This is a genomic window from Acinetobacter sp. CY79, from assembly GCF_059515845.1.
In genome coordinates this window covers 1-25,266 of sequence record NZ_JCAKMY010000006.1, presented here as the reverse complement: position 1 = coordinate 25,266, position 25,266 = coordinate 1, and the positions used below count along the sequence as shown (strand labels likewise).

The 25,266-nt window shown below is 38.7% G+C and carries 20 protein-coding genes; 11 read left to right on the top strand and 9 right to left on the bottom strand.

Annotation, left to right across the window (positions count from 1 at the left end):
• Positions 1-576: 576 nt before the first annotated feature.
• Positions 577-1,875 (bottom strand): serine hydrolase domain-containing protein, encoded by a 1,299-nt coding sequence (locus AC5YCE_RS03220; protein ID WP_496171038.1) that lies wholly within the window; start codon positions 1,873-1,875, stop codon positions 577-579.
• Positions 1,876-2,137: 262 nt separating this feature from the next.
• Here AC5YCE_RS03220 and rpsO point away from each other — a divergent pair, with 262 nt between their 5' ends.
• From rpsO to AC5YCE_RS03205, 3 genes are all read left to right on the top strand, one after another.
• Entirely contained in the window at positions 2,138-2,407 is a 270-nt protein-coding gene (gene rpsO / locus AC5YCE_RS03215; protein WP_496124680.1) for a 30S ribosomal protein S15, read from the top strand.
• A gap of 279 nt (positions 2,408-2,686) precedes the next feature.
• The gene (pnp, locus tag AC5YCE_RS03210) at positions 2,687-4,774 is read left to right on the top strand and encodes a polyribonucleotide nucleotidyltransferase (RefSeq protein WP_496124805.1); all 2,088 of its coding nucleotides are present in this window, start codon (positions 2,687-2,689) and stop codon (positions 4,772-4,774) included.
• 107 nt (positions 4,775-4,881) lie between these two features.
• Positions 4,882-6,105 carry a magnesium transporter CorA family protein gene (locus AC5YCE_RS03205; protein WP_496171099.1) on the top strand — a complete coding sequence of 408 codons (1,224 nt, stop codon included), beginning with the start codon at positions 4,882-4,884 and terminating at the stop codon, positions 6,103-6,105.
• A gap of 19 nt (positions 6,106-6,124) precedes the next feature.
• On the opposite strand, the gene AC5YCE_RS03200 is transcribed toward AC5YCE_RS03205, so the two are convergent.
• The 6 genes from AC5YCE_RS03200 to AC5YCE_RS03175 form a co-directional block, all read right to left on the bottom strand.
• Positions 6,125-6,394 carry an HP1242/YdcH family protein gene (locus AC5YCE_RS03200; RefSeq protein ID WP_496124681.1) on the bottom strand — a complete coding sequence of 90 codons (270 nt, stop codon included), beginning with the start codon at positions 6,392-6,394 and terminating at the stop codon, positions 6,125-6,127.
• A 91-nt stretch (positions 6,395-6,485) separates the two neighbouring features.
• Positions 6,486-6,824, bottom strand: a complete 339-nt coding sequence (locus tag AC5YCE_RS03195) for a chaperone modulator CbpM (RefSeq protein ID WP_496124682.1) — start codon at positions 6,822-6,824, stop codon at positions 6,486-6,488.
• 11 nt (positions 6,825-6,835) lie between these two features.
• Positions 6,836-7,789 (bottom strand): DnaJ C-terminal domain-containing protein, encoded by a 954-nt coding sequence (locus tag AC5YCE_RS03190; protein WP_496171037.1) that lies wholly within the window; start codon positions 7,787-7,789, stop codon positions 6,836-6,838.
• Between the two features lie 327 nt (positions 7,790-8,116).
• On the bottom strand, positions 8,117-8,992 hold the full coding sequence (gene hslO, locus AC5YCE_RS03185) for an Hsp33 family molecular chaperone HslO (RefSeq protein ID WP_496171036.1): 876 nt from the start codon (positions 8,990-8,992) through the stop codon (positions 8,117-8,119).
• Between the two features lie 50 nt (positions 8,993-9,042).
• A complete protein-coding gene (locus AC5YCE_RS03180; protein WP_496171035.1) occupies positions 9,043-10,941 on the bottom strand; it encodes a monovalent cation:proton antiporter-2 (CPA2) family protein in 1,899 nt (632 codons plus the stop codon).
• A 149-nt stretch (positions 10,942-11,090) separates the two neighbouring features.
• On the bottom strand, positions 11,091-13,313 hold the full coding sequence (locus AC5YCE_RS03175; protein ID WP_496171034.1) for a primosomal protein N': 2,223 nt from the start codon (positions 13,311-13,313) through the stop codon (positions 11,091-11,093).
• A gap of 152 nt (positions 13,314-13,465) precedes the next feature.
• On the opposite strand from AC5YCE_RS03175, the gene gspF reads away from it, so the two are divergent.
• From gspF to AC5YCE_RS03160, 3 genes are all read left to right on the top strand, one after another.
• Entirely contained in the window at positions 13,466-14,671 is a 1,206-nt protein-coding gene (gene gspF / locus AC5YCE_RS03170) for a type II secretion system inner membrane protein GspF (RefSeq protein WP_496171033.1), read from the top strand.
• A gap of 109 nt (positions 14,672-14,780) precedes the next feature.
• The gene (gspG, locus tag AC5YCE_RS03165; protein ID WP_496124688.1) at positions 14,781-15,218 is read left to right on the top strand and encodes a type II secretion system major pseudopilin GspG; all 438 of its coding nucleotides are present in this window, start codon (positions 14,781-14,783) and stop codon (positions 15,216-15,218) included.
• Positions 15,219-15,498: 280 nt separating this feature from the next.
• The gene (locus tag AC5YCE_RS03160) at positions 15,499-15,837 is read left to right on the top strand and encodes a hypothetical protein (RefSeq protein ID WP_496171032.1); all 339 of its coding nucleotides are present in this window, start codon (positions 15,499-15,501) and stop codon (positions 15,835-15,837) included.
• A 129-nt stretch (positions 15,838-15,966) separates the two neighbouring features.
• Here the strand turns inward: AC5YCE_RS03160 and lnt are convergent, their stop codons facing one another.
• Together lnt and AC5YCE_RS03150 are read right to left on the bottom strand one after the other, a co-directional pair.
• A complete protein-coding gene (gene lnt / locus AC5YCE_RS03155; RefSeq protein ID WP_496171031.1) occupies positions 15,967-17,526 on the bottom strand; it encodes an apolipoprotein N-acyltransferase in 1,560 nt (519 codons plus the stop codon).
• The gene (locus AC5YCE_RS03150; protein WP_496124691.1) at positions 17,523-18,362 is read right to left on the bottom strand and encodes a CorC family transporter; all 840 of its coding nucleotides are present in this window, start codon (positions 18,360-18,362) and stop codon (positions 17,523-17,525) included. Before AC5YCE_RS03150 ends, lnt begins: the two co-directional genes overlap by 4 nt.
• A gap of 419 nt (positions 18,363-18,781) precedes the next feature.
• Between AC5YCE_RS03150 and tusA the strand changes: the two genes are divergently transcribed.
• The 5 genes from tusA to AC5YCE_RS03125 all read left to right on the top strand — a co-directional run bounded on the left by tusA (position 18,782) and on the right by AC5YCE_RS03125 (position 25,211).
• Positions 18,782-19,039: a sulfurtransferase TusA gene (gene tusA, locus AC5YCE_RS03145; RefSeq protein WP_496171030.1), complete on the top strand. Its 258-nt coding sequence runs from the start codon at positions 18,782-18,784 to the stop codon at positions 19,037-19,039.
• Positions 19,040-19,227: 188 nt separating this feature from the next.
• The gene (locus AC5YCE_RS03140; protein ID WP_496171029.1) at positions 19,228-21,864 is read left to right on the top strand and encodes a type VI secretion system Vgr family protein; all 2,637 of its coding nucleotides are present in this window, start codon (positions 19,228-19,230) and stop codon (positions 21,862-21,864) included.
• 7 nt (positions 21,865-21,871) lie between these two features.
• A complete protein-coding gene (locus AC5YCE_RS03135) occupies positions 21,872-24,037 on the top strand; it encodes a M35 family metalloendopeptidase (RefSeq protein ID WP_496171028.1) in 2,166 nt (721 codons plus the stop codon).
• Positions 24,038-24,089: 52 nt separating this feature from the next.
• Positions 24,090-24,686, top strand: a complete 597-nt coding sequence (locus tag AC5YCE_RS03130) for a hypothetical protein (RefSeq protein ID WP_496171027.1) — start codon at positions 24,090-24,092, stop codon at positions 24,684-24,686.
• A 147-nt stretch (positions 24,687-24,833) separates the two neighbouring features.
• On the top strand, positions 24,834-25,211 hold the full coding sequence (locus AC5YCE_RS03125; protein ID WP_496171026.1) for an IS630 transposase-related protein: 378 nt from the start codon (positions 24,834-24,836) through the stop codon (positions 25,209-25,211).
• Positions 25,212-25,266: the final 55 nt, after the last annotated feature.

Below are 25,266 nucleotides of genomic sequence, written 5' to 3'. Positions count from 1 at the left end.
GAGCTTCCGCATTTTTTTTGCGATGATTGATCCTATAAACAGTTCAACACGGAATGTTGAATAAAATCGCATAATTAGAATAACTTAAAGTCGAGAGACTGCGAACTTACACTGACAGTAAGTAAATAAGAGGAAACTTACAGCCGCTAAGCCTTGTAGTTTTGGGAGAGACTACAGGGCTTTTTTATATCTGTTTATTTTTCAATTCAGGTACATTACTTACACTCTGTACGCATTTTCTTACATTAAGATACGAAAAATGCGACTTGTGTATCATTTTATTTGTGGCATAATGAGCACATAAGGAAATGCAGTATTAAGAACACGGAACGTATTCATAATAAGAGTGAACAATCACTGATAATAACGATATAGATAATATAACCATAATTAAAAGATAAGAACCTACAGCGCAGAAAAAGCCCTAAGAGAAATCTTAGGGCTTTTTCACTATTCACGTCTTTGTACATACTGAATCAATATGATTATTTTTCAAAAAAAAATAAAAGTTATTGATTAATTTATTTTTTTATTTATGGAGTAGTGATTTATTCTGAGTTTGTTGATCAGTTTTTTTTAAACCAGCTCTGTTTCATTTCGATCAGTACCAAATAAGGCACGACGTTTGTCTTTAGGAATTTTTGGGCATTGAGTTGATATTTGATACAGCACATTCGCTAAGGCTGGTAAATGTGTTCCTACAACAGCTTTACCCGTATTCAGCAATGCAACGCTAATATCTCGCTCAGGGTCAGCCCAACACAGGATATTTGAAAAACCTAGATGACCAAAAGCTTGCCCTGAATTTGGACCAAATATTCCAACAGGATTACTGCCCAACATCGGTCCAAGGGCGTAACGCATGGGTGCCAGTAAGTTACGATCAATGGAGGTTTTTGATGTTGGCAATGTTGAACGAAACACTGTTTCAGGGCTTAAAATTTGTTTGCCTTTATAATTTCCACCATTGAGCAACATTTCAAAAAAACGATTGGCTTGTTCTGCACTGGTATAAATATTTCCTGCGGGACAAACGGTATCCATAAAACGCGGATCATTGGTCACATCGACTGCAAGTTGTAAGCCACCACCCAGTACACGGTTCAGATAAAGATCTGTGCCTAATTTTGGATGCATGCCTGTTGGATAGTTGGTGGCGACCTGATCTCGGAACTCAGGCTTTAAACCATAATTAAAAAAATCCATTTCCATGGGTCTTTCAATATTCTCATGCAAAAACTGACGAATATCTTGTCCAGTTACACGCTCAACCAATTCACCTAAGATATAGCCAGCGGTTACAGCGTGATAAGCCAATTGATTGCCACTATAAGAAATAGGTTTAGCTGCATATAACAGTTTTAAAATCTGTTCACGGTCAAATAAAAGCTCAGGTGTAACTTCAGTTTCGATATTGGGGATACCCCCACGATGCGAGAGTAAATGGAAAATCGTGGCACGACGTTTACCATTGGCAGCAAACTCAGGAATATAATGGCTTACAGGGTCGAATAGATTGATTTTGCCTTGTTGATTGAGTAAATGAACCAACATCGCATTCACAATTTTAGAGGCAGAAAAAAGACAAATCGGTGTATCTGGATTGGCAATAACAGCATCATCAATCGATTGACTTTTTGTGACTGCATGCTGGTAACCAATACTGCGATTAATCATCACTTGGCCTTGGCGACGAATACATAAGCTGATCAGCGGATGATTACCTGATTTATAAAGTGATTCGACACTGTGCCAAATTTTTTGAACTTGTTGTTCTGTCATACCACCCATTTCGGCTGAAACTTCATGTTTAGTTTGGGTAATGCTGTTTAAATCTTGCGGGACATAATAAGTATTAGTTGAAAATAACTTCACGAAAATTCCATGCTATTTGTTTTTATTAAATTGGAGTGTGCGCTGAGTTTAAGCTTTTGTCAGTGTCTATAGCGCTCGTGGCCAGTGACATTTTTGCAAACAAGATCATTGAAGCAAGATAAGTGCGGATAACTTTGCAATCTGAGGGTAGTTCCTTTAAAATAGTTGACTGCTGTAGTGATGCACGGCAGTCAACTTGGCTTTGAAGAGTGAAGTTGATTTGTATCAAATACTTAACATATAAGCATCTCGGAGAAATCGAATGGCTTTAACAAATGCAGATCGCGCAGAGATCATCGCTAAATTCGCTCGCGCTGAAAACGACACTGGTTCACCAGAAGTTCAAGTAGCTCTTTTGACTGCACAAATCAATGATTTGCAAGGTCACTTTAAAGAACATAAACACGACCACCATAGCCGTCGCGGTTTGATCCGTATGGTTAACCAACGTCGTAAGCTTCTTGATTACCTTAAAGGTAAAGACGCTACTCGTTATGCTGCATTGATTGCTGCTTTAGGTTTACGTCGTTAATTCGATTAAACTTTTATTTTCGGACTATTGCATGTTACGTGCTGTAATACTGAAAACTAGAGTCTATCTAGCTTGGTCTAGATAATAGGGAAGGGGCGATGTTTCGCTCCTTCTTTGTGTCTTAAATTCATATTTTACGCGATATGAGTATTTTAATTGTCTAGTGAGGTCGGCTTCTAAGCTTTGTCATTTATAATCGAGCTCAGGGTTTCTGAGTTGTGAATGCCAAACCTTAGGGGTCTCCACTAGAAGAAAATCGGGAAACATAAAAATATGTCGATGTTTAATATTATTCGTAAAGAATTCCAATACGGTCAACACCAAGTTGTTTTAGAAACTGGTCGTGTTGCTCGTCAAGCCAATACTGTTGTGATCACAATGGGTGGAGTACAAGTTCTTGTTGCAATCGTAGCTCAGCCAAAAGCAAAAGCAGGTCAAGACTTTTTCCCATTGACTGTTAACTATCAAGAAAAACAATATGCAGCGGGTCGTATTCCAGGTGGGTATGGCAAGCGTGAAGGTCGTCAGTCTGAATCTGAAACGCTTATTTCACGTTTGATTGACCGTCCAATTCGTCCATTATTCCCAGAAGGTTTCTACAACGAAATCCAAGTAACAGCGACTGTTATTTCTTCTGATAAAACGATGGATGCTGATATTGCTGCAATGCTCGGTACTTCAGCTGCAATGTCAATTGCGGGTGTTCCATTCCGTGGTCCGATTGCAGGCGCACGTGTTGGTTTAATCAACGGTGAATACATTCTTAACCCGAACCACGAACAAATGAAAGAGTCTGATCTTGATCTTGTTGTTGCGGGTACTGAAGCTGCTGTACTTATGGTTGAATCTGAAGCGAAAGAGCTTTCAGAAGACCAAATGCTAGGTGCTGTGCTTTTCGGTCATGACGAAATGCAAATCGCGATTCAAGCGATTAAAGAATTTGCAGCAGCTGCGGGTGCAGTTGAATCAACTTGGGTTGCTCCAGTTAAAAATGAAGAACTTTTGGGTCAGTTAAAAGCTGCATTTGAAGCAAAAATCTCTGAAGCGTATACCATTGCTGTTAAGCAAGACCGTTATGCTGCATTAGATGCACTTCATGCCGAAGCTGTTGCTCAGTTCGTTCCAGAAAATGACGAAACGGGTATTGCTGCTGAAGTTGACGAATTATTCGAAGACCTTAAATACCGTACAGTTCGTGACAACATCTTGTCTGGTAAACCACGTATTGATGGTCGTGATACGAAAACTGTTCGTGCAATCGATGTTCAAGTGGGTGTATTAGACCGTGCTCACGGTTCTGCATTGTTTACACGTGGTGAAACTCAAGCGTTGGTTACAACGACTTTGGGTAATACTCGTGATGCGTTGATGGTTGATACGCTTGCTGGTACTAAAACTGATAACTTCATGCTTCATTATAACTTCCCTGCATACTCTGTAGGTGAAACTGGTCGTGAATCTGGTCCTAAACGTCGTGAAATCGGTCATGGTCGTTTGGCACGTCGTGGTGTTCAAGCGGTTCTTCCACCAGCTGATCGCTTCCCGTACGTGATTCGTATCGTATCTGACATCACTGAATCGAACGGTTCATCTTCAATGGCTTCTGTATGTGGTGCTTCATTGTCACTTATGGATGCAGGTGTTCCACTTAAAGCGCCAGTTGCGGGTATCGCAATGGGTCTAGTGAAAGAAGGTGAGCGTTTCGCAGTGCTTTCTGACATCTTAGGTGATGAAGATCACTTAGGTGATATGGACTTTAAAGTAGCAGGTTCTGCAAACGGTATTACTGCACTTCAAATGGACATCAAGATCGAAGGGATTACTGAAGAAATCATGGAAGCTGCATTGAACCAAGCTTATGCTGGTCGTATGCATATCTTGAATGAAATGAATCAAGTGATTTCACGCGCTCGCCCTGAAATTTCGATGCACGCGCCTACATTCCAAGTGATCAACATCAACCCTGATAAGATCCGTGATGTGATTGGTAAAGGTGGTGCGACGATTCGAGCGATCACTGAAGAAACTAAAGCTGCAATTGATATCGAAGATAACGGTACAGTTCGTGTATTTGGTGAAACTAAAGCTGCTGCTGCCGCTGCTGTTGCAAAAATCCAAGCACTGACTGCTGAAATCGAACCAGGTACAATCTACATGGGTAAAGTGATCCGTATCGTTGAATTCGGTGCGTTCGTCAACATCCTTCCTGGTACTGATGGTTTACTTCACATCTCTCAGATTTCAAACGAACGTGTTGCGAACGTAACGGATATCTTAACTGAAGGTCAAGAAATCAAAGTACAAGTGGCTGACGTAGACAACCGTGGTCGTATTAAATTAACAATGAAAGACATTGAACAAGCTTAATCCCTTGATCTGTTTACACTGTTATTGAAAAAAGCCTGCATCAAGCAGGCTTTTTTTATGGCATGATTTCGCCTAAGACTTACTCGAATATTCCTGACAACGTCACTATGCAAACTTATTATTTTTATCAGCATCAGACTGAACATTATATTTATGTGACTAAAACAAAAATACAGGATCAAGAGCCTGAATTTATTTGGGTGGATTGTTTACGCTCAGATGTCATCAATCGATCTGAGGAATGGAATAAAGACATTCATCAGCGTACGTCACTCGTTCTAAATGAATTTCATATCCGCGATATTCTAAATTTAGAACATCCATGTGTATTCGATACCATGGACGATTATGATTTACTCATTTTTAGAAAACTCATTACGCCTGAAGATAAAGTCATGATCAGTGACCAAGCTTTAGAAAAGCATGAAAGTCTTTTCGGCTTATCGACCACGCCAACCAGTTTTATTATTAATCCGCAAGTTTTAGTCACGATTCGTGAACAAGGCAATAAAGCGATCGAAAACTTTATCGCTCGGATTGAAACAATTGTGTGTCGTGCAATAGAAGAGCAGAACAAGCCTCGAAAGTTGGCGATAACACCAATAGATCTTACGCTTCGATTATTGAACACCATGGTTGATGGATATTTAGATCTGAGAGTGCCTTTAACAGCACGAGTGGAATATTGGCAGCAACAACTATTGCAGGGGCATCGTCGTTTTACTCAATGGAATCAGCTCTTACAAGAAAACATGGCATTTCAACAAGTTGAAAATATTTGTGAAGAGCAAATTGAAACTCTACAAGAACTTCGTGATGAAATCGTAGATAACTATCCGCATTTGAAAGGCAAAAAACAGGCTGAAAAGCAAGATTTGGTTTTGGTTCGTGTTGACGATTTAGTCAGTCATATTGAGCGTATTCAAAAACATACGACTCGATTAGGAAATTCGATTCAGGCGGCGATTGATTTGCACTTTTCAGCAGTCGCCAATCAAACCAATGAAAATATGCGGATTCTCGCTATCATTACTGCGATTTTTGCACCATTAACGTTGCTCACAGGTATTTACGGAATGAACTTTGCCGCTATTCCGGGACTGCATGATCCAAAAGGATTCTGGATCATGATCGGCATTATGTTGTTAACCACTATTGTACTCATTATCTTCTTCTATCGCAGACATTTGGTGGGTCGTGGTGAACGTAGTGTGATGGATATGTTAGCCCAACAACATAAGGATCAACATGTAAACTTTTTCTGGTTTTTAGACTATGAACCGATTAAAAAAACCATGAAAGAAGTTGAAAAAATCACACGATTCAAATAATCGACGATAATCGAATCATTTAAATTGGACTCTGAACAGAGGTTGCTTTTAAAATCTGATAAAGATGGTCCTTCAACTTTAATTTTTTACGTTTTAATAGTTCGATGTCATCATTGATATTGATCAGATTCACAGGATCTTGTTCAAGCTGTGTGATCTGACGATTCAATTCATCATGATCTTCCATCAGTCGTGCAAAATGGACATCTTCATTGGCCAATTTTTGCATTAAATCCCGATATTCAGGGAACATATTTTTTAGTTTTTTATTCAAATTTTTGCTGTTCATATCGCTGTCATTACCTCATTCAAAGAATCAATCATAGAGCATGGATCAAGCACTGATTTTAAAAAAATCAGATGTGTCTAGCTGGTGGTGATCAGCTATGGGTCATTTGTACGTGTTTAACTTCTTTACGCAATTGCTGAACTTCATCGATCAAATCTAACATCATGGCGACCGCAGAAAGACTGGCATCGAAATCACGCTGTAGGCGATAAGCACGGCGTGCACGCGATAATTCATCACCAAAAAATTGATGAATGCGTGTTTCCGAGCGAGCAGGGAGGATTTCATATTCCAAAAGTTGTAGAACCCATTCAGGGCTTTGTCCACATGCTTGGGCAAAATGGGTTAAATCGAAAATATAATGTTCATCGACAATTTCAGCTTCTAAACATCCATCTTTAATGACTTCACGATAATGAATAGTGGTCATGATTACTCTCCTTAATTCGATCTCGGATTAAAGTGTGAAAATGCTTGGGCAAAATCCTGATAAGCATTGATCTGCTGTTCGGTTTCAGCTTTCGGATAAACGATATTCAGAACCAAATAAAGATGCCCCGGTGTTTTAGAAGGAATACCTTTGTCTTTTAGGCGTAACTGTTTTCCATAGACAGTATTTTTAGGAATGCTGACTTTTACTTTTCCAGAAGGGGTCATTACTTCAATGTCTTGACCGAGTGCCGCTTCCCAAGGGCTAATATTAATATTGTAATAAATGTCAGCACCTTCAACTCGAATTTGATCAGTATTGATATATTGAATTTCAATATATAAATCACCTGCTTCACCGCCTTGAATGCCTGCTTGACCTTGCTTGGCTAAACGGATTTGTTGACCTTCTTTCATGCCTTTGGGGATTTTGACTTGGAGTGTTTTTCGCTGAACTTCAGGTTTACCGTAAGCGTTGTATGTTGGAATTTGAAGGGTGATGGTTTGTGTTGCTCCTTCGAAAGCCACACTCAGATCCACTTCTATGCGCGCATGTTGGTCTTCGCCTTTGAAGCTAAATTGTTGTGATTGGCGTTCATAGTGTGATTGTGAACCACCAGATTGATATCGACCACCACCAAAGCCTTGACCAAAACGACCAAATAAATCTTCAAAGCCTGAAAAATCGTGAGATTGATTGGAGCTGTCAGACGAATAAGATGCGCCGCCTTGGTTGAACTGATCAAAACCTTGAGGATGATCAAGTTCGAAATCATATTGTTTCTTCTTTTCGTCATTACTCAGAACATCGTAGGCCACATTAATCGCCTGCATTTTTTCTTCTGCATCCGTTTCTTTACTGACATCAGGATGATATTGACGCGCAAGTTTACGATACGCTTTTTTGATATCCTGTGGACTTGCATCTCGTGAAACGCCGAGTTCTTCGTAATAGCTTTTTGCCATAATTTATCTATTTTTTTTGATCAAGTTTTATTCATTATTAGCTGAGTTTGCTGTACTACAGTATTATTTCTTGGTGTTTAATTGTTTCTAATTTTTTCAATACGCTGATCTGACCTCAATGTCATTCATATTCCTTCCATTTCCCAGAAAATCATTTGCAAATAACGTGCTGATAGATCAAATGCTCAGCAACAATCCTTATAATTTTTTCGTCTCAAATCTCCTGTCGTTATTCTTGATAAAAAAATGAGTAAGACCATGCTTACTCATTTTTGTACAGAATACAATCAAATTTTGATGAATTGTATATTTAAGTTATTGTTTAAATTAACTTAAATGTTCGCCAAATAAACCTAAAGCTTCTTCTGCTGTAAAGCTATAGCGAGTATTGCAGAATTGGCAATCCATGGTAATGGGATTTTGTTCTTCCAGTGTCTCTTTGACAGACTCTACACCGATTTGTTCAAGTGCAGTAGCACAACGTTCTTTTGAACAAGTACAACCGAAGTAAAGTTTTTCAACTTCAGGAAGGCGGACTTCTTCTTCGTTATATAAACGATAAAGAATTTCTTGTGCATCCAATTGCGTCAATTCATCTGCTTTTAAGGTTTCTGTCAGCATGGTGAGGCGTGGCCAAATATCTTCATCAACGCGTTGTTGCTCTTCTTCATTATTACGGGGTAATAATTGAATCAATAGGCCACCAGCACGTTGAGCAGAACTTGCCAAAACAATACGCGTCGGAATCTGTGCAGACAAATCGTAATATTGCATTAGGCATTTTGCTAAGTTCGGCTGATCTAAAGGCACGATCCCTTGATAACGCTCACCAAGCTCAGGCTCAATATTTATAAACAGCACAGGGCTGACGAGCGTATTCAGTACTGTACTGCTATTTTCAGCAGTATTAAAATGAGGATCTGCCTCATAATCAGCCAGAGCACGCACTTCGCCGTTATGATCACATTCAGCCATCGCCCATTTCAACGTGCCCGATGCTTGAATTTGGAGGCTAATACGTCCTTTAATTTTAAGCGTACTTGCAAGGAGTGCGGTCGCAGTTAACATTTCACCCAAAAGGACTTGGATGGCAGGTGCATAATCACGCTGAGACAAAATAGTTTGTAATGCTTCTTCTAGATGAACGACTTCACCACGAACAGGACTGTTTTCAATATAAAAACGTTGACGTAAATCTGACATAAAATTCTCCAAATCCCTGCTTAGATGGTGACGAAATTGTAAATCACAAGTTAATTTTCTTCATCACGACAGACATTAATTTGATCTTGGGGAGGATGGTCTCGAGTACCTGTGAATTTAGACGCGTCGGCATGATATCTATAGACATCGGGTCCAAGCGCTAAAGTCGAATGATGCTCATGAAGGTTCTTTGAATCACTTTCAAAAATATGTTCCAACTCTGCAATAAAGCCACGATAGCTTTCATACACTTTCTGTTCATCCGTGTATATTCGCTGCTGTTCTGCAATCAGTTTCTCATCATAGTCACGGAACAGCTCAATGCTTTCTCGTGCTTGTTCTTCAGGAATATCCAATAAACATAATGTTCGATATGCCATGCCGAGCGATGATAAATAGGTTTCACGCCAAATGTATTCAATACCTAAATCTTTGAGCAGATGCATATGATAGCGGTCACGTGCACGTACGATTAACATCAGACTTGGATAGTTCAATCGAAGGTGTCGTGCCACATTCATAGAGACTTCTACATCATCAATTGCCAATACAAAGACTTTGGCATTAAGGATGCCTGCGGAGCGTAATAGCTCTGGTTGAGTGGCATCTCCATAGTATAGCTTACCGCCGTATTTTCGAACAAAATCGATCCGTTCTAAATTGTTATCAATTGCGGTAAAGGGTAGGCGATGCATATGTGCCAAACGAGCAATAATTTGTCCAACTCGACCAAAACCTGCAATGATCATATGTGGATGTTCATCTGGAACATCATCATACTCTGGGGCTTCCGTCTGTTGATCTAAACGCGGAACTAACCATTTAGTCACGATCCAAAATAGAATAGGCGTCAACGCCATAGAAACCGTCACGATCAAAGTCACAGGGTTCATAATGGCATCGCTAATCACTTTCTCACTTTTTGCAACCGCAATAATGACATAAGCAAACTCCCCTCCTTGGGCTAAACACACAGCGGTTAAAACACTTTGTTTCCAGTTGTATTGATAATATCGTGCAATCCCAAGCATGATGAGCGCTTTCAATAACATCAATAACAAAGCACCACCAATAATAATCAGAGGCTCTTCGACAATTAATGCTAAAGGTGTGGTCATCCCAACCGTCATAAAGAATAGACCGAGTAATAACCCTTTAAATGGGGTAATACTGGCTTCTAACTCATGTCTAAACTCAGAATCTGCTAAAAGCACACCGGTTAAAAATGCGCCTAAAGTTGTGCTGATGCCGAGTACATCCATCAGTACGACGACAGCCAGTACAATAAATAAGCCTGCGGCCGTCACCAGTTCAGTTGCACCACTTTTGACAATGAATCTAAAGAAAGGTCGCATGACGTAGCGGCTAAATAAAAATAAACCTGTAAATGTGGCAACAATGGCGGCAAAGTAAGCAATACCGTGATGCGTCGATTCTGTGCCAGCCAAGAGAGGAATAATCGCAAGCAGTGGAATCGCGGCGATATCCTGAAGCAGTAAAATTGAAAAAGACTGCTGACCATAGGTGGTATTGAGCTGTTGTTTTTCTGAAAGAAGTTGTAGGACGAAGGCTGTTGAAGACAGCGCCAGTGCAAAGCCAATCACAAAGCTGGCACTTAAGCTTTGTTGAAACAGCAACCAAATCGTTGCCATCAAGATCACGCCTGTAATGATGACTTGTGAACTACCAATGACAAAAATTGAACGTCGCATTTGCCACAACCGTTGTGGACGCAGCTCAAGACCAATCAGAAACATCAATAAAATCACACCGAATTCAGCTAAGTGCGAAATGGCAGTGGTGTCTTGAGCAATATTAAATGCACTTGGCCCAAGCAAAATGCCTGTAAAAAGATAGCCCAGTACGGTTGCAACGCCGAATCTTTTTCCAAGTGGAACAAGAATTAATACAGCGCCTAAGAAAATCGTTATTTGAAGCAAAAGCGACATCGGCTCTTCCTAAGCATCATCATGATTGGTCTTTAGAAATTGTAATCTTGAAAAGTATGCATGTGTATGAAAATTTGTGTGATTCATTTTTATTGAACTCATGTAAATAATAATGATGATTTACATATGATTTAGCCATCTCTATGAAACTAACTCAGTTCTTGTGGATCGACATCAATGGTCAGTTTCATTATAGATGGCTTGTAGAATAAAACGTGTTGCCACCATTCACGAACGTAAAAGTGTAGTTTGGCACGGTCACCCGATAATAAAACCACATGTGCTTGGAAGCGACCTGCCTTACGTTCCATCGGTGCTGGAATGGGTCCCCAGATATCAATCAAATCACCTGAATGCTGACGTAAAAGTTGAGTCATTTCGTTCAAGAATTTTTGATTCTCTTCTTGGCTTTTAGATTCACAGCGGAGCATGACTGCATAACGATAGGGTGGAAGCAGTGCAATCTCACGATCATGCAAAGTTTCTTTAGCAAAGGCTCGATAGTCTTTGGTGATTAAAGTATTTAATAAAGGATGATCAGGTCGGAGCGTTTGTAAAAAAACTTCCCCTTTTTTGTCACCACGACCTGCACGACCTGCCACTTGAATAATGAGCTGAGCGGTGCGTTCCGTGGCACGAAAATCGACACTGAGTAAGCCTGAATCGATATCTAGAATCGCAACTAACGTGACATAAGGAAAATGATGACCTTTCGCGAGCATTTGTGTGCCCAATAAAATCATGGGTTCACTTTTGTGGATTTGATCGTAGATTTTTTGCCAACTTCCGACACGACTGGTGGAGTCACGATCGACACGAACAATATTTTGATTGGGAAAAAGCTCATTCAGACTTTCTTCAACCTTTGCTGTTCCCATGCCGATTGGCTTTAAAGTGCTTTGATTGCATTGAGGACAGGCATCAGGAAGTCGGTTGATTGTTCCGCAATGGTGACAGTGTAAATGCTCGTACGGTTTCTTATGCAGAGTAAAGTGTGCATCGCAATGAGGGCAACTGGCTTGCCATGCACAGCTTTCACAAATTAGAACAGGGGCGTAACCACGTCGATTTAAAAAGATAAGGACTTGTTCTTTCTTGTCCAGTCGCGCTTGAATTTCTTTAATCAGGGTTTCACTGATGCCATGCTGCTTTTTCGCAATTTTGAGATCAATCAAATGCATTTTAGGCATGATGGCACCGCCTGCACGGTGATTTAATTCTAAATGCGTTAATTTACCCTGTTCGGTAAGATGAAAACTATCAATACTTGGGGTCGCTGAACCCAACACAATCGGGCATTTTTGCAGATGTGCACGATACATTGCGACATCGCGTGCATGATAGCGAAAGCCCTCATGCTGTTTAAACGATAAATCATGTTCTTCATCTAGAATGATCAGCCCCAAATTTGGCATCGGGGTGAAGAGCGCTGAACGTGTACCAATAATAATCGACGCTTTGCCAGTCTGTGCATGTTGCCATGCTTGAAGACGCTTACTGTCGTTCAGACCTGAATGAAGTAAGGCGATGTTGCAATGAAAACGGGACTGAAAACGGCTGATGGTTTGTGGGGTCAGGCCAATTTCAGGCACTAAAACCAGCACTTGTTTGCCTTGTTTTAAAACCTCATACATGGCCTGCAAATAAACTTCTGTTTTACCACTGCCTGTTAAGCCATCGAGTAGAAAGGCCTGATATTTTTTTAAGGATTTAACAATACTTTGAATCGCAACTTTTTGCTCTTTATTGGCGGTTAACGGCATTTGAGCCAGTTGCACAGGTTCTGGTGTGAAATCTTGTGGTTCAAGCTCACATTGGATAATGCCTTTTTTTTCGATTGCTTTGAGTGTCGCTGTTTCCACACCACTCAAATTTAATATGGTCTCCGCCGTTCCATATGGATGTAGTTTTAAAATTTTATAAGCATCTTGTTGTTTTAGGGAGCGTTTGAGTTTGTCTTGCGCATCTGGATCAATGATTTTCCAATTCAATGCGAGCAGGTTGTATGGCTTACCTTGACGTAATAAAGTCGGAATCGCACTATGCATGACTTCGCCAATCGGAAATTGATAATAAGACGCTGACCATTTCACTAAATTTAAAACTTGATCATCTAAAATGGCATGATCATCCAAAAGTTTGGTAATGGCTTTAAGTTTAAATCGGGGATCAAGCGGTGCATCCAGAGGCAATTTTTCTGTGATTAAACCCACGAGATTTTGTCTGCCAAAAGAGACAGAAACACGAGCCCCTATAGCCGCTTGATCATACTGTTCAGCAGAGACTTGGTAGTCAAAACAATCATAAAGATGCACAGGCACTGCGACGCGAATGCGATAGATGGCTGGGCTTATTTCTGTTGTATTTGACATAAATAGAGTATAACTCGCTGAGTTAAAATTGATCGTTAAGCTGAAAGGCTTATGTTAAAGTAAATGATCATTTGTAAAGATTGAATATGAATGATTTTAGTGGTCTGACGCAATACCGAAGACAAATTAATTGGACATACTAGAGCATTATAATGCCTGCATATCAATATACCGCTGTAGATGAATCAGGGAAACAGCAGAAAGGCGTGCTAGAAGGTGATTCAGCACGGCAAATTCGGCAACAACTCAGGGACAAACAATGGATCCCAATTCATGTTGATGCTGTTGAATCGAAAGATAAACAACAATCCACAAGCATCTTTCGTAAAAAATTTACAGCCTATGATTTGGCATTGATGACACGTCAACTGTCAGTTTTAGTTGCAGCAGGTATTCCACTTGAAGAAGCCTTGCATGCGGTAACCAAACAAAATGAAAAAGCGCATATTAAAAATTTGATGGCCTCTGTCCGTTCAAAGGTGATGGAAGGGCATTCCTTAGCTCAAGCGATGCAGCAGTCGAGTAGTTTTCCTGATCTCTATATTGCAACGATTGCAGCAGGAGAGCGTTCAGGTCATTTGGATTTAATCTTAGATCAGTTAGCCGACTACACTGAAAACCGTTTCGCGATGCAAAAGAAAATTCAAGCGGCAATGGTCTATCCGATTATTTTGATGTTGATGTCATTTGCTATTGTGATGGGGCTGATGACTTATGTGGTTCCAGACATTGTCAAAACCTTTGATCAAAATAAAGATGCTTTGCCTTGGATCACGGTTGCCTTAATGAAATCAAGTGACTTTATTCGACAGGCTTGGCCATTTATGTTGGTATTTTCAGGTCTTGGTATTTTCCTATTGATCCGTTTTTTAAGAACATCGGCAGGACACTATGCTTTTGATCGCTTAACGTTGAAATTACCACTCTTTGGAAAGCTCTCAAAGGGGATTAATGCGGCACGTTTTTCCAGTACTTTATCTATTTTGACTCAATCAGGTGTACCTTTGGTCGATGCATTAAAAATTGGTGCTGCGGTCAGTAATAATTGGGTTATTCGGGATGCAGTCAATGTTGCAGCGGAAAAAGTCACGGAAGGTGGTAACTTAGGAACGCAGTTAGAACGTTGTGGTTATTTCCCCCCGATGATGGTGCAAATGATCAAAAGTGGTGAAACATCGGGAGAACTCGATCGAATGCTAGATCGAGCTTCAATCATGCAGGATCGTGAAGTCACAACCTTGATTTCTACACTCTTGGCGCTACTTGAACCTTTAATGCTGGTATTGATGGCAGGAATAGTCTTAGTGATTGTGATCGCAGTGATGTTGCCAATCGTCAATATGAATAATATGATTTAATCAATTCGCAATGGATATGTGCCAATATTGAATAATAGATAGAAGTTTTGATTGAAAGACTGATGAAAAGAATCATTGAAGAATTTGACGTTATATAGAGAGAAATTGAATGCAATACAAAGCGATGCAAGGTAAGCAATCAGGTTTTACTTTAATTGAAGTGATGGTTGTGATTGTGATTTTAGGTGTTTTAGCGGCACTGATTGTACCAAACGTCATGGGACGTGGTGAAAAAGCCAAAGTCGATACCACCTTGATCACCTTAAAAGGGGTAGCGGGTGCATTGGATCAATACAAATTAGACAATAACCAATATCCGTCTATGCAAGATGGTGGTTTGGATGCATTAGTCAATCAACCTGCATCTGCAAAAAATTGGTTGCCAGGCGGTTATGTCAAAGGTGGATATCCAAAAGACAGTTGGGATAACGACCTGCAATATGTCATTCCAGGTTCTGAAGGACGTACCTTTGATTTATATTCTTTTGGTGCGGATGGTAAGCAAGGTGGTGAAGGAAATGATGCAGATATTTTCTATACACCTTAATTGAAAATCATTCTGATTTACTTGGCATGGAAATAATCACTTCATTTGATCGAATTAATAAATACCAAATGAAGTGATAATGTTTATCATTTAATTTAAAAATATAAATAATTGATTTTTATTGAAATTAAAATAATATCTACCTGAGAGTTATAATAAGAATCACTCCCATATTTAATAGTTACAACAAAATTAAAATATGGATAAATATAGACTTTTTATTTTTTAAAATCCTTGCATAATAGATCGTAATATATAGGAATTTGATGGAGGGGGTTAAATGAAAGCATTATTTATCGCAGATGAAATCAATCAATTTCATTGGTCAATGCTAAAATCCGTTCTATTGATTCTTAGCTTATTACCACTGAGCCAATTTTTTATCAGCTTGTGGCAGCACACAGATGGCAGTAGCCAAATCATGGTGGGATTTATGGCGATTAGTGTGTTTAGCGCGATCTCTATAATCAGCTTTTGTAGTGCTTTGAATGCAAGTGTGATGAATATTCAGCAAGATGAACAACCTGCTGCATTTGAACAGGCGGTCGTAAAACTTTATCGTTATGTGCCAATGTTAAGTTTGGCTGTGATGATGTCTTATTTAGCAACTCAGTTCTAATGACATATTTTAAAGTTGCTTCTATTGCGAAAAGGATGAGTTTAAAAAGATTTTGCTAAAGCTCATGCAAAAACCCGAAGATTAATCTTCGGGTTTTCTATTGGTTTATGTTTTATTTCAGCGGATCGATTAACGTCTTGATTTAAATGAAACGTCAACTTTACGTGGACGGTAAATCCAACCGATTGCTAAAAGTAATGATGAGAAGATCAGGATAGGCCAATCACTTAAACGATTGTATAACGTCCGACCTTGCATCGCAGGTAAATCGCCACGTAGAACCGCTCTTTCATCCATAGGGGCTTGTTTAACAATATGCCCGTGATGGTTAATAAATGCCGTCACGCCTGTATTGGTTGCACGAATAAACCAACGACCATTTTCTTTAGCGCGCATTTGAACCATTTGTAAGTGTTGTAACGGCCCCGCTGTCCCTTTAAACCACGCATCATTTGAAACGGTGACGAGGAAATCGCTGTTCGTTGCATTGCGACGCGTTAAGTTCGGATAAGCCACTTCGTAGCAAATGGCCGCCGCTAAATTTCTGCCTTTAATTGAAAAGGGTTGCTGATTACGATCACCGCGTGAAAAACCACTCATGGATGGATCATTTTGAAGGGCAGGAAGCACCCAGCTTAAAAAACCAGACAGGGGAATGTATTCACCAAAAGGCACTAAACGTTGCTTTTTATACAAACCAGACGCATCACTGCCAGATGCCATCATGGCGTTGTAATACATGGGATACCCTTGTTGTTGAGACTCTTCAAGATCCCAATAGGGGATGCCTGTCACCCAAGCGGTATCCGTGGTTTTGCCTTGTTGATCAAGCGCTTTCAAAAATGGTTCAATGTCCGTTTGGAACAGTGGGATAGATGATTCAGGCCAAACAATAAGATCACGTCCCCATTCACTACGACTGAGCTCGGCGTAGATTTCCAAAGTTTTAACTTGGTATTCAGTCAGCCATTTTAAATCTTGCGGAATGTTGCCTTGAATTAAAGAGACTGAAAGTGGTTTTTCAGCTTTTTCTTCCACAAATTGAATAAAAGAGACTGCCCACGCACCAACAATTAAAAAGAGTGAAATGAATGCCCATGCATATTTTTTTCGCAGTATTTCAACCAATGCACATGCCAATAAAATAACCACAAAAGACACGGCATAAACACCAAAAAGCGGTGCGTAGTTATCGAGTAAGCGTTCGGTAAATGCATATCCTGCGAACAGCCAAGGAAAACCTGTAAATACCCATGTTTTTGCCCATTCAAAGAGCACCCAAATTGGCGCAAAAGTCAGCGGTGTTTCTGGGAAGAAACGTCGGTATAACCAAGTTTGAAATGCGGTAAATAGACCCATCAAAAGTGCCATGAGGACAATCATCAACACACTTAAAAATGCATGGGTATCGCCGTAGACATGGATTGAGGTATAAAGCCAAAAAGCACCGACAAACCAAAGACCAAAGCCATAAGACAGACCAATGGCAAAAGCTTGCTTCGCTGTTTTTTGCTGCAAAACAGCATAGAGCAAAGCTGGAGAAAGAATGGCTAACCACCACCAATGAAAGGGTGCTAATGCAAAACTAAAGATTGCCCCTGATATCAGGGCAATCAATAGTGGAAAAATAAAAGGAAGTGGTTTTTGTTGTTTTGAAGAATTTAACTGTTTGTCAAAAAAAGCGCTCATTTACGTACGGCTCGAATCAGATGAATAGTGCGGGCATCTGCTTCGATAATGGTGAATTCCCAATTATCGAGTTCAATCACTTGCCCTTGTAGATCACTTACAAGACCAATTTCTTGAAGCAACAGACCGCCCATAGTCTCTACTTCATCATCAGAAAAATCAGCATCTAAAATATTGTTGAAATGTTCAATTGGTGTAAGTGCCTGAACCATCCACGTATTTGCTGTTTCAGGAGATTGATCGGGAATAATATAGTTGGCTTCTTCATCGGTATTGTCATGCTCATCTTCGATTTCACCGACAATTTCTTCCAAAATATCTTCTAAAGTGACCAATCCAGAGGTTGTGCCATATTCATCAATCACAATGGCAATATGGGTCTGCGTATTTTTCAACATACGGAGTACTTGGTCAGAGCGAGCGCTTTCTGGAACGAAAATAGGTTGGCGCATGAGGGCATGCACAGTGATGGTTGAATCACGGTGACTTAAAAATGGCAGAAGATCTTTAGCCAGTAAAATACCCACCACATTATCAGGCTGATCTGTTGAGAAAACAGGGAAGCGTGAGTGAGCTGATTCAATTAAAACGGGCAATATATCAAGAAGATCATCATCTTCCTGTAAGCTGACCATTGAAGTGCGTGGAGTCATCACTTCACGAATTTTAGTTGCTGGAAGTTCAAAAATACCTTCAAGCATTGCAACGGTATCTGGCTCAAGTAATCGACGAGAATCTTGTACGATTTTTAATAGTTCATCTCGGGTTTCTGGCGCTGTACCTAACCATTTGCGTAAACCGCGCATACCCCATGATGTACCTGACTCATCTTGCATGATCTTTCCTGAAGACTCTTGAAATAAAAATAATATTTTTATCATACCTTAGAAAAAAAAGAAGTCTATGCATAAACTTGAACAGTAGTCGGAATGATTCAATTGCTTTGAAAAGCAAGGTTCATTTCAAGTACACAATAAACTCAGTTTAGAAAAGTACATGATTCATAATAAAAAATCTTTAGTTAAATGACTTAGGAGAGAAAGCATATCGAAATAAGTTTATCGATGAATATGTGGTTCATTCACTTAACAGTTTGCATGCTTTTATTGAGTACTATGGAAATAGAAAATTTTCATAATTCATCAAAATTTATTTTTAAACTCAATATTGCAGAAACTGATCAGCTGTAAATTGATGGAGTGGTTGTAGTGTTAGGCTATGTTAGAATAGTTTGATTTTTAATTTGAGTGAAACCATGACAGATTCAAATGCTACGCCTGCCATTCAAATCAATACACGTGGTTTACGTTGCCCTGAACCCGTGATGATGTTACATCAAGCGATTCGAAAATCTAAATCGGGTGACATTGTTGAAGTTTTTGCTACAGATAATTCTACATCGTGGGATATCCCAAAATTTTGTATGCATTTGGGACATGAATTGCTCCTTCAAGAAGAGTGCTTAGATGTTGATGGAAATAAGGAATTTCATTACTTGGTTAAGAAGGGATAATCAAATTATTTGTTATTGAGAAAAGGCACTCTTGAGATGGAAGAATAACCCAATCAAAATAAGGGTTGGTTGGCTTTTTAAATTTATTGATCTAATCAATTTACATAAAACTCTTAATTTTTAAACTAGTTCTCTTATTTTTTGTTTATAATAACCTCAAAATATTTTAATAATAATTAATTTGGCTAATGAATAGTTTTTTAAACAACATTAATAGCGTTTTAGATGGTTTGGGTATTGGCGTAAAAAAACGAGCAATACACGTACAATTCTCCAATCCAAGCTTAAATCAAGAAGTCTTTCTGCAACGCATAGACGGGCAACACACGCTGAATGAAGGCATCCAAGCAGAACTGATCTGCCTATCCACCAATGCCACCATCTCCCTCAAAGCATTTATTGGTTGCCAAGTCGCTGTGGACCAAGTCACCGATCAAGGCAAACTGTTCCGTACCACAGGCATTATCACCGAAGCAGCCCAAGGGCAAAGTGACGGTTCACTGACCCTGTACAAACTCAATTTAGCAGATGCAACCGCACTGTGGCACAAACGCCGCAACAGTCGCGTGTTTATGAACAAATCTGCTGTAGATGTCATTGAAACCCTGTTCCAAGAATGGCAAAACAAAAGCCCACTGTTTGCCTCAAGTCTCAGTCTTGATCTGAGTGGACTGAAACAACAATACGACGTCCGTCCCTTCATCATGCAAAGCAACGAAACGGATTACGACTTCCTGACCCGCCTCATGCGCAGTGAAGGCATCAACTGGCTAGTGGACGAAGCACAACACCAAGTGCCGGCATCCACAAGCCCGATCGAAGCGCAAAAACTCCGCCTGATTGACGACAACAGTCAATACCAAGCACTGGAACGCAGAAACATCCGCTTCCACCGCAGCAGTGCCACCGAAAAACAAGACAGCATCACCAGCTTTATCGGACAACGCAGCATCCAACCGACCGCAGTCCACGTGCAACGCTGGCAAGCCGATGTGCTGGAACAAGAAGAAGGCGCAGGTACAGTCCAAAGCAAACACCAACACAGCAGCAACCAAGACAATGCCAGTCTCGCACTCGAACAAGCCTGGCACTTCAGCCCAGCGTGGATGCAAGACCTCAAAGGCGAAGACCAAGCCACAGCCTCAGGCAACAGCCAGATCGAAAAGCTGAACCAAAACCTCAGCAACTACTATGATACCCAAAGCAAACAATTCATTGCCAGCTCCACCGTACGTGATACCCAAGTCGGTTACTGGTTCGAACTCAACGAACACCCAGAGATCGACCAACACAGCGGATCAGACAAAGAATTCCTGATCACAGGCAAACAATACTACAACCAGAACAACCTACCCAAAGACCTGACCGATCAAATCAACCAACTGATCAAACAGAGCAATTGGAACAGCAACTTCAAACGCGAACACCACCAAGAAGAACGCCAAGGCAACAGCCTGATCTTGCAACGACGCAATATCCCGACAGTTCCAGAATACAATCCACTGCAACACCGCCCAGCAGCACACCCGCAACGTGCCAAAGTGGTAGGGCCAGAAGGCGAAGAAATCCATGTCGATGAATGGGGACGCATCAAAGTCCGCTTCCTATTCTCGAGACAAGAAGATAACCAAGCCGATGGAGGCGCAGGATCAAACAACAACGATACCGACTCCGCATGGGTCGATGTACTCACCCCATGGGCGGGCGAAGGCTATGGCGCACGCTTCCTACCCCGTATCAACGAAATTGTGGTCATCGACTTCTTTGACGGCAACATCGACCGACCCTTTGTGATCGGACGCATCCATGAGGCGCAGCGCAGTCCAACCCAATTTGATATAAAGGGCCAACTGCCTGACACCAAAAAGCTCGCAGGGATCCGTTCCAAAGAAGTCGGCGGTGCAGGCTATGGACAACTGCGCTTTGATGACAGCACCGGGCAAATCAGCACCCAACTGCAAAACAGCCATGGTGCAAGTCAGCTGAACCTCGGTAACCTCAGCCATCCCAAAGAGACAGAGACCAGTGAAGGACGCGGCGAAGGCTTTGAACTGAGAACCGATCAATGGGGTGCGGTACGGGCAGGTCAAGGCTTATTGCTAAGCACACACGCCCAAGGCGAAGCCAGTGGCAATCACCTCGATGCCAATGAAGCCAAGAGTCAGCTTGAAAGTAGCTTAAACAACTCAAAAGCCTTAAGTGAAGTGGCGAAGAATCAGCAGACGGATCCTTTAGAGAACCTAGATCAATTAAAAGCCTTTGTTTCTCAGCTTGAATCTGATTCATCAGAGGGCGGTAAGAGCAAGGCTGATGCTTTTAAATCTGCGCTGATGTTATTGGCATCGCCAAATAGTATTGCATTGGCATCCAATGAAGATATTCATTTATCGGCAGAACGTTACTTAAATTTAAATGCGAGTGACAGTATTAATCTCAGTACGCAAAAGTCTTTGATTGGACATGCACAATCTAAAATTAGTTTATTTGCGGCGCAAGAAGGGGCAAGGCTTTATGCAGGTAAAGGGAAAATTGAGATTCAAGCACAAAGTGATGGTGCTGACTTGATCGCTCGTAAAGGGATTCAAATCATTTCTACAGAAGATAAGATTGAAATTAAAGCTAGCAAAAAAATTGTGTTAATTGCAGGTGGGTCGCAGATTGAGATTAGTAGCAGTGGTGTCTTGCCGACGACAAGTGGGAAGTTTGAAGTGAAGGCGGGGCAGCATTTGTTTACTTCGAGACAAGATGTTTCACATAAATTTAAAGCACTACCTGAACTAAATCTTGAAAAAGTAATTTCAGGTAAATTTTGGTTTTCTGGATAATAATTAGATGTATAGAATCGTTCCACCAATAGCTAATATAAGCAATTCAAAAAAGTTAACTATTCAAGATATGTTTAATAGTGGCGGCCAAGATAACTTTTTAATTGGTAAAAATAAAATGTTACACGGCGGTGTACATTTGAAAGGTTCAAATAGTCAGAATTATGTACAAGCGATCGCTGATGGTAAGATTATTGCTTATAAAATAGATTCTACTTACAAAAAATACAATCCTGATCCTAAAAATTCATCTTTGCAATTAGAGTTTTCTAGTAGTTTTATTCTCATTGAGCATAATTTTGAATATTCCACTGATCTAGAAATTACAAATGTATTTCGAGGGTATAAATTTTATAGCTTATATATGCATTTAGCGCCAAAAACAGATTATTTTGATGGCAATGGAGTAAAAAATAGCAAAAAAATTCCTTATCTTTTTTCAATGAAACAAAATTCAGCTGTTTTAAAGATACATAATGGAATGTTAACGATTGGAGAAAAAATAGATTTTGGGAAAAAAGCTGTATATCAAGGTGATTTTCTCGATGCAAAAATTGCATCTAAAGGACTAGATCTTTGGATTAATAAGAAAAATATTAGATTTTATAAAAAATCATCAAGTGATATGACATTAGCTGATAATTTGGATTATGTGTTTCTTAAAACTGAATCAAATCCCAATAATTTCTTAAGCACAATACAATTTGATAAAGTTGTAGATTTATCTAGCAATCCAATTCCAATTAAATCGGGTGATTTAATTGGATACTTAGGAAAAAATATTGAAGATAATAACAAGACTCAGGATGGAGTAATTCATTTTGAAATTTTTTGTGATAGTAAAAATATTAGCTTTTTAGAAAATAAAAGTATATTACAACATTTTACAAATTCTGATTTAACTACAATGATAAACACTGATAGTTTTCTGGGAGGGTTATTTTATAAGGAGAAAAGAGGGCAAAGTATACTAAATAATTATGATGAAATTACATATATAGGTAAAAAAAAGGTAGATTATGAAGAGTTTAATTTTTCGAATTCGTCAACGCAATTAATCAATGCAAATAACTATCCAAAAGTTTGTACTGATATGGACTGGTTATATGGAAATAATCCATGGAGTAAAATTAATTATTTAGAGTTTTGTGATACGGATTATACGGCTGATATAGAAAATAAAATAAAAAAATTAAGCCCGAGTAAACAAAAGCAGTGGTTGTTTGTGGAAACTCACTCTGAATGGGCAAAAATAAATATTGAGAAAAGATATGCAGTATTAAAAACTGGTAAAAAAATAAATGCGAAAATAAAAATCCCCCAAATGAATGGTAATGAATTCAATAACTTTATTGATTACGCTTCAGAGTTTTGTTTTTGGGAAGAAGTGAAGACATTACCTGCTTTTGATAGTATTGTGAATTTTAATCCAATCTATTTCTTGGAAAGGTTAGATCGGTGTTTTAGTCCTTTATCTTTTATTAGTTCAGATGATATGTTTGAATACCTTAGATATGTGGTTAATAATTCACAAATTTTAATTCAAGAAAGATTAGATCAATTAAAAAATTGGAAAGCTAATAGATTTTCAAAAACATATACTATTTCTAATGAATTTAAAAAATGGTTTGGTTATCAATTAAATGTAATTGTTAATCCAAATACGCATCATACTAGTACTCCAGTAAATAATGTTCCGACCATAGATTTGGCAGTTACACATATTATTGATGTTTTAGAAAAAATTAATAATTTTTTTAAAAGTATAGAATTTAAGAGTTTTGTTAGTGGTATTGGAATTGATGAAAATTATGAAAATACGTATGCGTATGTATTTTCTCATGCTAAATTGAATAGACCAATTTTTTTAGCGTATTGCTTAGTAAAAAAAGATATTAGATTAAATAATGGGAAATATATATTTGATTTAAATATAAATAATTTTACCGAAGAAGCTGTTAATACAATTTGCCACGAATTAAGTCATTTTGACGACCTTGGAGGTTTGGATGATGTATACGCAATTATTAATGGTATACAATTTGGTCCATATGGAGATAAATCTTGTGAACAATTAGCTTCATATCACCCAAGTGCTAGTTTGATAAATTCTGATAATTTGAGTTTTTTTATTCAAGGAAATAATTTTAAAAATGAAATTACTCTTGTTTAATATTATATTTTTTATATTTTTTATATTTTTTATATTTTTTATGGAGACTTCTATGGCTAAAAATTATGAAATTAAATATAATGGGAATAACTTTAATATTCCTGAAAATTTACTAATTATTAGTGATACTGAAAAATTTAAAATAAATAGTAATTTTTCAAAATTAGACATTATAAAACTTGATGAAATAATGAATCTTGCATATTTACCATTAAATTTAAAAGTTTCAGGTAGTTTTGAAAAGGATTATTTAAATATTGAATTATTAATTGAGAATTTTACTAATGAAAAGTGGTTTATTCCATCGCCATTAATGTATCATGGAAATCGTTTTTTAACTCTAGCTGATGATTCTGGGGTATATTACTATCCAAGTATTGAATATAAAAATCGTGTTGTGACGAATGATGAGACATTTTTTTTGGTAGAAGAAAAAGATATTATAAAAATAAATTATAAGCTAAATTTAACAGAAAGATTATGTACTCATGTCACTAAAATTTCTGTTAATCATAGTTTTTCACCTAAAATGTTAACTACTGATAAGTATATTTTAGAAACAAAATTTATTAGAGCAGCTGTAAAATCTGAAAATTTTCTAAATATTGATTGTAAAAATAAATTAATAGATAGTTTTGTTAATAAATAGTATTTATTAACATTTTTCTAAGTGAAATAACTTAATGTTATTTTTTGATTTGAAGATACCTGTACATGGTATTTAGTATGTAGGTCACCCTGTATAGCTAAAAAACCAATATGAGCTACAATAGAAAAAACACTAAGATTTAGGATCATGCCAAAAACATATTCTGTCGATCTACGCGAAAAAGTCATGCAGTTTTATAAAGAATCACAGCATAAATCCAAAACGTGTGAACTATTTAATATTGCAAGAACCACCCTAGATGATTGGATCCTACTCGAACAGCAGACTGGTCAGCTCAAACAGCCTAAACCTCAAAATGCAGGACGCCCTTCGAGGATTCGAGATCTTCAAGCCTTTGAGCACTTCGTAAAAAATACACCTTTTACTCAGGCGAAAGATCTTGTCCCTCTGTTTGAACAACAATTCGGTTATACCGTTGGCTATCATGTCATTTTAAAAGCCCTTAATAAGATGGGATGGACGCGTAAAAAAAGAGTTTTATTTACAGACAAGCCTGTAAATTAAGTCGTGCTGTATTTGAATGGTTCCTACCTCAATGGAAGAAGCAATATGGCGAGGA